The sequence below is a fragment of the Calditrichota bacterium genome, assembly GCA_013152715.1.
Taxonomy (GTDB): domain Bacteria; phylum Zhuqueibacterota; class Zhuqueibacteria; order Thermofontimicrobiales; family Thermofontimicrobiaceae; genus 4484-87.
Genome location: JAADFU010000202.1, coordinates 1 through 12,568, shown reverse-complemented (window position 1 = coordinate 12,568; position 12,568 = coordinate 1). Strand labels below are relative to the sequence as shown.

Below are 12,568 nucleotides of genomic sequence, written 5' to 3'. Positions count from 1 at the left end.
GAAATACAGCGCGCACTGCGCTCATTGACATCGTGACGATTTTGCTCGGTGTAACAGTGGGAGCCAGTACACAGGCGACCACTTTTTTGCGCCCAAAATCTATTTTGATTTTTGTCCTTGGCGCTTTTTCATTCATGGTCGCGACAGCGTCTGGTTTGCTGTTTGCCAAATTCATGAACCTTTTTCTCAAAGGCGAAAATAAAATTAATCCGCTCATTGGCGCGGCTGGCGTTTCAGCGGTACCGGACTCCGCTCGGGTGGTTCATACCGTGGGCCACAAAGAAGACCCGACAAATTTTTTGCTCATGCACGCCATGGGGCCCAATGTCGCAGGAGTGATTGGTTCAGCCGTGGCAGCAGGAATTTTGCTGGCAATCTTGACCAAAACGCTGACGTTTTGAACGCATCGGTGGGCTTCCTTCCAATTTTTGTTTAAAAAAAATCTCCCCTGTAAACAAAAAGTTTGACTTTTTCATGAAAAAATTGTAACTTGATATTGCGATTTTGACAAAATTGAAAAATTCCAACCTGAAGATTACTCATGAACTTTTCTTTTCGCAAAATTTTTCCTTTGAATCATCGGAAAATCAGGCAAATTTTTCTGCTGATGCTGCTTTTTGCATTACCGGGACAGACTCAAACCCGAACGCCCAAACTCTGCGTTGATGTCGCGCGTTTTCGACTCGACGATAATACTGTTTATCTGGAAATTTATTACAACATCGCGCGCAACAGTCTGACGTTTCAACAGCATAATTCAGCCATGACGTCCCATTGTCAGATTCTCACTTTTGTTGTTGAGAACAGCGCTTTTGAAGATTCTCTTTGCTATTATGATAAAGAAAAGGAAAAGGTCGTCGCCTACAAAAAGAAGAAACTGCGAGTCAATCCTCTGGACACGTTGTATCTGGAAGACGAAATTTCGGCATCAGATTCACTGTTGGCGTTTGACAAATTGGTGGAACAAAACAGTGTGAAGATCAAAGAAGGATATTATGAATTAATAGTTGTCCTGAGGGATCTGGTTTCAAAACAAACCTCTATCGTGCAAAGAGGCGTGGAAGTAAAACGATATTCATCGGAGCAATTGCAATTGAGCGATATTGAATTTGCTTATTCGATTGTCAAAGCAAAAAGGGATAGCACAAAATTTGACAAATGGGGATATCGAGTTTTCCCCAGTAGCTGCCTCGAATTTGGCGGCGGATTTTCGAAAATTTACCTTTACTGCGAAATCTACAATCTCGCTCGAATCAAGGAGCCGTCCCTTTACGGCTTCGATATTCATTACTTAATTCACGATGGCAGGGGAAAGGTCGTCAAAGAAGATACAAAATGGAATGTGGAAAGTGAAGGCAAGTTTGTTTTTGTGAATGGCAATTTTGACGTAAGCGATCTGCCACCGGGAATTTATCGTTTTGAAGTAAAAGTTGAAGATAATAAGTCCGGCAAAAAGGCTCGAGCAAGTAAGGCATTTTTCATCGCTCAAAATTCAATGGGGGAATGAGCGAATAAACTATTTTCAGGAGAAAATTTTCAAAAAGACGTCGTTTGTGATCTCAATTAGTTACTCACTAAAATTATCTTACATTTCGGAGGAAATATGAGTAATCAATCCGATCGCTTGATCTCTCTCGATATGTTTCGCGGACTAACCATTGCGTTCATGATTCTGGTGAACAATCCTGGCAGTTGGAGCTATGTCTACCCGCCTCTCGAACACGCCAAATGGAATGGCTGGACGCCGACAGATCTGGTCTTCCCGTTTTTTCTGTTCATCGTCGGTGTGGCGATGGCGTTTTCTTTAAATAAAAGAATGGAGCGTGGCGACTCTTTTTCACAATTGTTCGGCAAAGTGGTTCGCCGCACGGTGATTATTTTCGCGCTGGGACTGTTTTTGGGCTTGTTCCCATTTTTTCATTTTTCAACCATGCGCATCCCCGGCGTTTTACAACGCATTGCCATTGCCTATTTTTTTGCTTCGCTAATCGTGCTTAAGGCGGACAAGAGATGGCAAATCGGCTGGACCGCCATTTTGCTCGTCGGTTACTGGTTAGCGGTGAAATTAATTCCTGTGCCTGGCTACGGCGCCGGAGTATTGGAGCCTACGGGAAATTTGTGCTGGTACATCGACAGTCATCTTTTGGCAGGCCATACCTGGTCCGGAGCGCCGGTTCCCGGTTTTGATCCGGAAGGAATTTTGAGCACCATTCCGGCGATTGCGACAGTGATGTTTGGCGTTTTCACCGGAAATTGGCTGCGCAGTTCGCGTGACAAATACGAGAAAGTTTCCGGGCTGTTCGTAGCGGGAAATTTTGCCCTCTTCACCGGGATCATTATGAACGTCTGGCTGCCGATCAACAAAAATATGTGGACGTCAAGCTACTCGGTTTTCATGGCCGGTATGGCGGCAATTTTTCTTGCCATGTGCTACTGGATCATTGACATCAAAGGTTTTGTCCGCTGGGCAAAGCCGTTCGTCGTTTTTGGCAGTAATGCCATCGCCGTTTACGTGCTGTCCGGAATCATCGCCCGCATCACAATTTACACCAAATGGACTCAGGCGGATGGCAATGTAATTTCTTTGAAGACCTGGCTTTTTGAAAATCTTTTTCATTCCTGGGCGCCGGATTATTTTGCGTCCCTGCTCTATCCCATCGCCTGGAATTTAATTTTTCTGGGTTTGATGTGGATTTTGTATCGCAAGAAGATTTTCATCAAAATTTGATGGGGAAACTTTTTGCAGATTGCGTGATAAAATAAATTGAGTTGGCAAATTTTCTCTATCGAAAAAGTGCTTGAAAATGTGAGGGGAATTTGATATAATAATGTGTATAATTTGTGCAAGAGTAGAAGAAAAAATGGGACACGGATTTGCGCGGATTTACACGGATTTTTTTAATTTTTTATCAGCGGGAATCAGTGTCATCCGTGTTTTCCGTGTGCTATTAAATCATTTAAAATACCAATTTTTATTATTGAAAATAAATTGGAAGCATAACCAAAAATATAATTTAAAATTCTTTGCGTCTTGGAGCCTTCGAGGCAAAGAAACAATCAAACGGACGACTCAATAGCAATGAAACGACGCCAATTCCTAAAAACTTCGGTCGCCGCTGGTAGCGGGATTTATTTCGGTTTTCTACCCGGATGTCAGGGAAACGAACAGACAAAGACGAGGAAATTAAAGGAGCTCAGTCGCCGTCTGGTCGAGGCGCGAAGCGAGGCGATCAGAGATAAGAAAGGTAAACTTATCGGCGATGAAGTTGGAAAATTATTGTCTCGTGCCATGGAAAATTTTTTTGGTGAATCCGGCGCTCAAAAATGTTGGCGCCAGCTTTTCACGCCGGAAGATGTCGTGGGAATTAAAATCAATTGCTTGGCAGGACGCGGAATGTCCACGCATCGCGAGTTGGTGGATGCCATTGTCGAAGGCGTGAAAAGCGCCGGTGTGCCGGAAAAAAATATTATCATCTGGGACCGCGCTAATCGCGATTTGAAAAAAGCTGGCTACCGCATTCAAACAAATCGCAATAAGCTGAAAATCTACGGCACCGATCAGGTGGGCTATTCTCGCCGGCTTTACGAGTACGGTGAGGCCGGCAGTTTTTTAAGCAATATTTTGGTGGAGCAGTGCACTGCCATCGTTAATGTCCCGATTTTGAAGGACCACGGCATCGTGGGATTAACTAATGCGCTGAAAAATTTCTTTGGCGCCATCCATAATCCCAATAAGTATCACGATTTTTCCGGTGATCCGTACATCGCGGATGTGAATATGTTCTCTGAAATCAGGCAAAAAACGCGATTGACCGTTACGGATGCGCTGACAGCTCAATTCGAAGGAGGCCCGCCGTTCATGCCGCAATGGGCGTGGAATTTCAACGGCATTCTGCTGGGAATGGATCGCGTGGCGCTGGATGCTTTTGCCTGGAAATTGATCGATGAAAAGAGAAAAACGAGCGGCTTGCCCACGCTGAAAGAGGCGGGTAGAGAACCAACATACATCCGGACCGCAGCCGATGAAAGTCATCGTCTGGGAATGGATGATTTGAGCAAAATCGAATTGATTCAGGTGTAAAAATGAGGAATATAATTTCTCGAAGAGAATTTTTAAGAGCCAGCGCCGGATTTTCCGGAGCCTGTCTGGGATCAAGTCTGATTTTCAGCGGAGAATTGGCTTTTGCCGGAACGAAAAAAGATGACATCTTTCGCCGGGAAGCGCGCTACTACGAAAAACTTCCCAATCGCCGCATCAAATGCAAACTCTGTCCGCGCGAGTGCGTCATCGATGATCAGGAGACCGGCTATTGCGGGGCGCGCGAAAACCACGATGGGAAATATTACACGCTTGTCTACGGCAGGGCGGTGAGCGCAAATGTCGATCCCATTGAAAAGAAACCTTTGTTTCATTTTTTGCCCGGAACCACGGCTTTTTCCATCGCCACAGCCGGTTGCAATGTGTTGTGCAAATTTTGCCAGAATTGGGAAATTTCCCAGGCGCGGCCGGATCAAATCCGCAGTTACAAACTCTTTCCCAAAGACGTGGCTCGCTACGCAAAAAATGCCGGCACTGAATCCATCGCTTACACTTACAACGAGCCGGTTATTTTTACCGAATACGTGGAAGATTGTGCCGAGGCGGGACATGAGCAAGGCGTGCGCAGCGTGATGATCACAAACGGTTACATTCAGGCGGAACCGATGCGAGATCTGTGCCGTGTACTCGACGCGGTAAAAATAGATTTGAAGGCGTTCACGGAAGATTTTTATCGGAAAATTGTGGCGGGCAAACTAAAGCCGGTGCTGGATACGCTGACTCTTCTCAAGAGTGAAAATGAATGGACAGAGATCGTTTATCTGGTCATTCCAACGCTGAACGATCAGGCGGCTGATTTGAAAAAAATGTGCCACTGGATTTACAATGAATTGGGTCCTGATGTGCCGCTGCATTTTTCGCGATTTTATCCGATTTATCGACTGAAAAATTTGCCGCCGACTCCGCTGGCGACATTGGAAAAGGCGAGAAATATCGCGCTGGATGCGGGTTTGCATTACGCTTACATCGGCAATGTGCCCGGGAATGAGGGAGAGAATACCTATTGTCCGAATTGCAAAAAGATAATTATTCGGCGCATCGGGTATCAAATTTTAGAAAATAATCTCGATAGCAAAGGGAGATGCAAATTTTGCAAGACTTCTATTCCTGGAGTCTGGCATTAGAATTTAAAGGGAAGAAAAATGAAACCTTTACGATTAGCTGCTGTTTGTCTCATTTTCACATTGATTTCTTCTCTGCAGTGCAAATCGCAACCCAACAAGGAGGTCGAGAAGAAGAATATGGAATCGCAAAATATCAGAAAAGCAGTTGTTGCGGGGACCTGGTATCCCGGCGATCCCGATCAATTGCGCAAAGAAGTTTCATATTTTCTCGAAAATGCAAAAGTGGCGGATATCAACGGTGAGATCATCGCGCTCATTGCTCCGCATGCCGGATATGCCTATTCAGGATTTACGGCGGCTCACTCCTACAAACAGGTTCAGGGAAAAAAATACGATGCTGTCATTGTGCTCGCTCCCAGTCATCACGAAGCTTTTTACGGCGCGTCAGTTTTTAATCTCGACGGTTACGAAACACCACTGGGAGTTGTCCCGGTGAATAAAGAAATCGCCAATGCGATTATTGCTTACGACGAGTCGATTCGTTTCACCTGGGAAGGTCACCGGCAGGAGCACTCGCTGGAGATTGAGTTGCCGTTTTTGCAGACGGTAATTCCTGACTTGAAAATCGTTCCCATTGTGCTGTGGGATTATTCCTGGAAAAATTGCAAAAAATTAGCGGACGCAATCACAAACGCCGTCAAAGGAAAAAACGTTTTGCTTGTCGCGAGTAGCGATTTGTACCACGGCTATTCTTACGATGACTGTGTTGCCACGGACAATAAAACTTTGCAGGAGATTGTTAAATTGGCGCCGGAGAAATTGCTGCGCGGTTTTAATAGCGATGAGTTCAAAGCGTGCGGCGCCGGCGGAATTGTTGTCGCGGAAATTGTGGCAAAAAATTTAGGGGCCGATGCGGCGGAAATTATTTACCAGACAAATTCAAACGATGTCATGCGTTCAAAAGGCGGCTACGTTGTCGGCTACGGCTCGGTGGCGATTTACAAAAAATCGACTGAAAAAAAGGAGAAAAAAGTGGGTGTGGAAAGCGGTCTCACCAATGAAGAAAAAAAAGAACTGTTGGAAATTGCTCGCCGGACGATCAAATTAGTACTCGATGGCAAGAAACCGCCGAAACCTGAGTTCAAATTTCCCGTATTCAAAGAAAAACGCGGCGCGTTCGTGACTTTAAACAAACGTGGCATGTTGCGTGGCTGCATCGGCTATGTTCTGGCGTTTAAACCGCTGGAAGAAACAATTATTGACATGGCACAGGCCGCTGCGTTTCGCGATCCGCGTTTTAATCCCGTGACTCCGGATGAATTTAATGATCTGGAAATTGAAATTTCTGTACTCACGCCGGTGCGCGAAATCAAAAATATCGATGAGATCGAAGTTGGTAAACACGGCATCATCATCGAGCGGGGCATGAACAGCGGGCTTTTGCTGCCGCAGGTGGCGACTGAATACGGCTGGGACAGAGAGACGTTTCTGGAACACACCTGTCAAAAAGCGGGGCTGCCGCGCGATGCCTGGAAAGAAGAAGGGACGAAAATTAAGATTTTTTCGGCGGATGTGTTTCATGAATAAAGAAACGCAAAGAAAAATAAGGGAGGTTAAATTTTGATGAAAAGCTTCGCGCTGGCTGTTTTCTGCGGTTTGTGCGGAGCTTTTTGTTTTTGAAAGGAGAACCGCATGGAATGGTGGCATTTTTGGGTGATTATCAGTCTCATTTTGTTCATTTTGGAAATTTTCACGCCAGGGTTTGTGCTGGCGAGTTTTGGCGTTTCCGGAATTATCACAACGCTATTTGCTGCCTTGGGAGTCAGTTTCCGGTTGCAGCTTTTAGTGTTTGCCATTGCTACTCTAATTGTGTTTTTCACTATCAGACCGCTGCTCAAAAAATATTTTTATCGTTTTGACGATCCGCTGCGCACAAATGTGCAGGGGCTCATCGGGAAAACGGCTAAAGTGATCGAAGCAATCGATAACGCAGAAAATCAGGGACGAGTGCAAATCGGCGGCGAGGATTGGCGCGCGCGAACCGAAGGCGGTGAAAAAGCCGAAGTCGGTGAATTGGTTAAAGTTGTCCGCATCGAAGGAGCGACGGCTTTTGTAGAAAAAAATTAAATCAGGAGGAATTTGGCATGGATCCTATTTTGGTGATTATCTTGATTTTTGTAATTTTAATCATCATTTTTGCAATTAAAGGAATTGTCATTGTGCGGCAGGCAGAAACGATGATCATCGAGCGCCTCGGGAAATACAATCGGACGCTGGAAAGCGGCGTGAATATCATCTGGCCTATTTTCGATAAACCGCGCGAAATCGATTGGCGATATGTCTCGCACGATGTTTCCGGCGGAACGACTTACATCACGTCCAAGCGCACCAGCCGTATTGATTTGCGGGAGACTGTTTACGATTTTCCCCGGCAAAATGTCATCACCCGCGACAATGTCACTATCGAGATCGACGCGCTGGTTTATTTCCAAATTACTCATCCGGCAAAAGCAGTGTACGAGGTCGCTAATTTGCCCGACGCCATCGAAAAACTGACGCAGACCACGCTGCGTAATGTGATCGGCGAACTGGATCTGGACGAGTCGCTGGTTTCGCGGGATACGATCAATAAAAAATTGAAAATGATTCTGGACGAGGCTACTGACAAATGGGGCGTGAAAGTGAACCGCGTGGAATTGCAGGACATCACTCCGCCGGCAGATGTGCAGGCGGCCATGGAAAAACAGATGCGGGCGGAACGCGACAGACGCGCGGCAATTTTGCAGGCAGAAGGCGAAAAGAAATCCGCGATTCTGGAAGCCGAAGGCGCCAAAGAGTCCGCCATCAATCGCGCTGAAGGCGAAAAACAGGCGGCAATTTTAACCGCAGAGGGCGAAGCCATCGCGCGCATCAAAGTTGCCGAAGCGGAAGCCCGGGCAATTACCCGCGTCACTGAAGCCATCTCTCAATCTGGCGGTGATCCGGCAAATTACTTAATTGCCCTGAAATACATCGATGCGCTGAAGGAGATGGTTGCTGGCGACAGGACCAAAACCGTCTTTTTGCCCGTGGAAGCGAGCGGAGTTTTGAGCTCTCTGGGCGGAATCAAAGAGATGCTGGAAGGCGTGGGAAAAGTGAAATAAAATTTTAATTGGAGCGTTTAACCTTGCGGAGGTTCCAAACCTTCGCAAGGTTTGCTAATCTGGGGCGCACACTTTCATTGGGTCGAACCCAAATCAATTTTGCCATTATATTTTCCATCCGGTTTATCATGTAAATCCTGTCAAAAAACCTTTTTCAAATAACACAGAACCTAAAAAATTCCTTGACTTTCAAAAATTATTTATCTATCTTAATTACGAAAACGATTTCTGTGGAGCGGATTCGATTGAATTAAATCGCTGGCGGAGTCGCTGATAAAATTTCGCTGAAATTTTTATTTTCAATCTATCCTTTCCGTGAGTGAAATAAGTAAAGTTTATTTAATTTTAAAAGAAATAATATGATAAAAACATTCAGCAGATAATATTTGTGCAGTGAAAGGTGGTACCAATTTGAAGATTTTGGTTGAAATTTTATCGTAATAAAATTATCCGTTTTCTCAAATCAATGACAATCACCTAAAACGTTTTCGTAAATTAGCCGCCAGAATTGTTTCTGTCACGAAATGGCTGAATATTGAAATAATTGTGCGATAAAAACATGAAAATTTCATGGAGCCGAGTAATGGGAAAATACCAAATATTGAACGATCCGCTGCCGAATTTACCCTGGGAAGATAAACCTGTCAGCAAAAATGAAATCGTTTGGCGTTACAGCAAAAATCCGATCATTGACAGAAATCCGCTACCGAAAGTGCAAAGCATTTACAATAGCGCGGTCGTCCCTTTCAACGGAAAGTTTGTCGGCGTTTTTCGGGCGGATTCCAGATCGGTGTTGCCGTATTTGCATTTTGGTCAGAGTAATGACGGCATTAATTGGAAGATTGAGGCCGATCCGATTTTTTTTCAGATAGACGATCCGGAAATCGGGAGCTTGGAATATGCCTACGATCCCCGTGTGTGCAAAATCGAGGGTGAGTATTACATCACCTGGTGCAATTGCTACCACGGTCCGACGATTGGCGTGGCGCAAACTTATGATTTCAAAACTTTCCATCAACTGGAAAACGCTTTCTTGCCTTTTAACAGGAATGGAGTTCTTTTCCCTCGTAAAATTCGCGGCAAATATGTGATGCTGAGCAGACCCAGCGACAATGGCCACACTCCTTTCGGAGACATTTTTCTCAGCGAGAGTCCGGATATGATTCACTGGGGAAAACACAGGTTTGTCATGGGCGCCGGAGGCCAGTGGTGGCAGGGAACCAAGGTCGGCGCCGGGCCCACGCCCATCGAAACCAGCGAGGGGTGGCTACTTTTATATCACGGCGTGCTCAATACCTGCAATGGTTTTGTTTACAACATGGGCGCAGCCCTGTTGGACATTGACGAACCGCATAAAGTTTTATACCGCACAAATCAGTATTTGCTCACACCGGAAGAGCCTTACGAAACAACGGGCAAAGTCCCAAATGTGGTTTTTCCTTGCGCTGCATTGACAGACCCGGAGACAGGGCGTATCGCCATTTATTACGGCGGAGCAGATACCTATACCTGTCTGGCTTTTGCTTATATTGATGATTTGATCGATTTTGTGAAAGAGAATTCAGAGGTTTTTTGAATGTGAATAGTGGGAATGGGTTTGTGAAAATAATAGATAACCACGAAGGGCACGAAGCTCACGAAGTTTTTTTAAAATTTAAAAAATTAGGTTTAGATTTGGAAAAATGGATAATTAGAAAATCGAATTTAAGCAAATTAATGCATGATGTTTATAATCAAATCCCCCAAAAATTTGATTTGAGCTTAATCTTTATTTCTCTTCGTGTTTTTCGTGTGCTTCGTGGTTAATCAAATTTAAAAAAAAGATAGAAAATATTTATCAAAAATAAATGTATCAAACTTCCTAATCAAAAATTGGGAAATTTACATGAAACTTCACTTCCATGCCTGGATTTCTTTCTTTTTGATGACTTTGTTTTTATTTACATTTATCAGTCAGGGAAAAGCGAAGATTACCAATACACCCGTTGATCTGAATGCCACTGCTGAAACAAAGGCTCTTTTGTTTAATCTTATCGATTTGAGCAAACAAGGAATCATGTTTGGCCATCAGGACGATTTAGCCTATGGCGTTTACTGGTGGGCGGTTCCGGGTAAGTCGGACATAAAATCTATTTGCGGCGATTATCCTGCGGTTTACGGCTGGGAGATTGGGAAAATTGAGCTTGGCTCATCACTGAATCTGGACGGCGTCAATTTTAACAATTTGCGCGGATGGATTCTGGAAGCTTACAGCCGCGGCGGTATCAATACGATTTCCTGGCACAGCACAAATCCTGTTTCCGGTGGAAATGCCTGGGATACAACGCCGGCTGTGAAGCACATTTTACCCGGCGGATCCCGACACGAGGCGTTCAAAGCGCGACTGGATCGAGTGGCTGATTTTTTGGCGAGCCTCAAAACCGAAGACGGCAATTCTATTCCGATTATTTTCCGACCTTACCATGAACACACAGGTAACTGGTTTTGGTGGGGAAAAGGCAATTGCACAAGGGAAGAATACATTCAATTGTGGCAATTCACTGTGGAATATTTGCGCGATGTGAAAGGGCTGCACCATCTGCTTTATGCTTATTCGCCTTCCAGTTTTTATCAACTGGATGAATATCTCGATCGTTATCCTGGCGATGACTATGTGGACATTCTGGGGCTGGATGATTACAATGCCTTTTCCGACGGCAACGTGTCGAACGGGTTGCGTATGTTGAGAATGATTGTCGAGCTTGCGGACAGCAAGCAAAAAGTGGCTGCATTGACGGAATTGGGATTAAATTTAAATGACAATAAATGCTGGACGAAATTTTTTGATCCTGTGAAAAATGATTCTGTTGCGCGCCGCATATCATATTTTCTCGTCTGGCGCAATGCAAGTGTGCAGCATTTCTTCGCGCCTTACCCGGGGCATGCTTCTGTGCCTGATTTTGTCAGTTTCTACAACGATCCGCAGAGTATTTTCGAACGAGATTTGCCGGACATGTATTCCATTTCTGGTGATGATTCCCTCGCGCCAGAAATTGTCAAATTTCCCGATGCAGAGTTTATCTCCTACAAAACACCGGTGCGCATTGAAATTGAAACGGACGAACCCGCTTTTTTGCGATACGATTTTTCTGATTTGCCATTTGAACAAATGGTAAATCGCTTTGACCATGGCGAAGGAACACTAAAACATTGGATCGATTTTCCCGCAGAGCATGGGAAAAGCTATACGCTTTTCATTCGAGCGGCGGATGTTTTTGGAAATGCCGGGGATAGTTCTGTTGCAGTGACTTTTTCTGTGGACACGACAAAAGAGGAAATTTACTGGCACGATCCGCATTACAATCGAGAATCCTGGGAGACAGGGAATGCGCCGTTAGGTTTCGGCAATAGCGAAATCGCTTCGTCAGTCGCAAAAGTCAATACTTTGTATCTTGCCAGAGAATTTGACATCCCGGATCCTAATGATATTTCTTACATGGCGATTATTTTGAAATATGACAACGGCGCGGCAATTTATCTCAATGGCAAGGAAATCGAGCGGGTCAATTTGCCGCAGGAGAGTTTGCATTACGAGACTTTTGCTTTGGGTCAGGATATGGGAATCAAGTCCATCGTGCTAGGCGAGACAGAGCGGGCGTTGCTGATGCCCGGGAAAAATCTGCTCGCTGCCGAAGTCCATCGCAGCAAAAGCGACAGTCTGGACTTGTTTTTTGATTTAAAATTAATCACTACGGAGACGATTTTCGACCTTGGCAGCGATTGGCAATATTTTGATGAAGGAACCCAACCTGCAGTGCAAATTCGCAACAAAACTTCTGTTGAAAAATCTCGCGGTTCATCAATTCCGACTTTTCAGGTGTATCCGAATTATCCCAATCCTTTCAACCAATCAACTTTCATTTGTTTTGAAATAGCTCAAAAAAAAAGAGTGGACGTTAGAATTTATGATCTGCGCGGAAGCGGAAGACTTGTAAAAAATTTAGTCAGTCAAAAATTTTTGCCAGGCTCGCATCAAATTCAGTGGAATGGCACAAATGATTCAGGAGAAATTGTGGCTTCAGGCGTTTATTTAATAAAAGTGATTGCCGGAAACCAAAATCAGACCGGGAAGGCAATTTTTTTGAAATAATATGAATGACTATTTGAAAATTTTTAAGTAAAATAGCAATGGAAAAAAATAAAAGCCTTACGGCTTAATTCCGAAATTAGATTGGAGTTAAGGCGTCAGCCTTTTAAAAACAATATATCGTCTTATATTCAAT

Annotated in this window: 11 protein-coding genes; all 11 read left to right on the top strand. The window is 44.5% G+C overall.

Features of this window, described 5'->3' with window-relative positions; genetic code table 11:
* The coding region (locus GXO74_16235; protein ID NOZ63202.1) for a sodium ion-translocating decarboxylase subunit beta at positions 1-401 on the top strand (401 nt) is incomplete at its 5' end.
* A gap of 140 nt (positions 402-541) precedes the next feature.
* The gene (locus tag GXO74_16230; protein ID NOZ63201.1) at positions 542-1,507 is read left to right on the top strand and encodes a hypothetical protein; all 966 of its coding nucleotides are present in this window, start codon (positions 542-544) and stop codon (positions 1,505-1,507) included.
* Between the two features lie 96 nt (positions 1,508-1,603).
* Entirely contained in the window at positions 1,604-2,728 is a 1,125-nt protein-coding gene (locus GXO74_16225) for a DUF5009 domain-containing protein (GenBank protein NOZ63200.1), read from the top strand.
* A gap of 351 nt (positions 2,729-3,079) precedes the next feature.
* Entirely contained in the window at positions 3,080-4,081 is a 1,002-nt protein-coding gene (locus tag GXO74_16220) for a DUF362 domain-containing protein (protein ID NOZ63199.1), read from the top strand.
* 2 nt (positions 4,082-4,083) lie between these two features.
* Positions 4,084-5,223 carry an AmmeMemoRadiSam system radical SAM enzyme gene (gene amrS / locus GXO74_16215; GenBank protein ID NOZ63198.1) on the top strand — a complete coding sequence of 380 codons (1,140 nt, stop codon included), beginning with the start codon at positions 4,084-4,086 and terminating at the stop codon, positions 5,221-5,223.
* Between the two features lie 18 nt (positions 5,224-5,241).
* Positions 5,242-6,750 (top strand): AmmeMemoRadiSam system protein B, encoded by a 1,509-nt coding sequence (gene amrB / locus GXO74_16210; protein NOZ63197.1) that lies wholly within the window; start codon positions 5,242-5,244, stop codon positions 6,748-6,750.
* A 105-nt stretch (positions 6,751-6,855) separates the two neighbouring features.
* Positions 6,856-7,290, top strand: a complete 435-nt coding sequence (locus tag GXO74_16205) for an NfeD family protein (protein ID NOZ63196.1) — start codon at positions 6,856-6,858, stop codon at positions 7,288-7,290.
* A gap of 17 nt (positions 7,291-7,307) precedes the next feature.
* Positions 7,308-8,306, top strand: coding sequence for an SPFH/Band 7/PHB domain protein (locus tag GXO74_16200; GenBank protein ID NOZ63195.1), 999 nt, complete (start codon positions 7,308-7,310; stop codon positions 8,304-8,306).
* A 583-nt stretch (positions 8,307-8,889) separates the two neighbouring features.
* Entirely contained in the window at positions 8,890-9,882 is a 993-nt protein-coding gene (locus tag GXO74_16195) for a glycosidase (GenBank protein NOZ63194.1), read from the top strand.
* A 23-nt stretch (positions 9,883-9,905) separates the two neighbouring features.
* The gene (locus GXO74_16190; GenBank protein NOZ63193.1) at positions 9,906-10,112 is read left to right on the top strand and encodes a hypothetical protein; all 207 of its coding nucleotides are present in this window, start codon (positions 9,906-9,908) and stop codon (positions 10,110-10,112) included.
* Between the two features lie 79 nt (positions 10,113-10,191).
* On the top strand, positions 10,192-12,435 hold the full coding sequence (locus GXO74_16185; protein ID NOZ63192.1) for a T9SS type A sorting domain-containing protein: 2,244 nt from the start codon (positions 10,192-10,194) through the stop codon (positions 12,433-12,435).
* Positions 12,436-12,568: the final 133 nt, after the last annotated feature.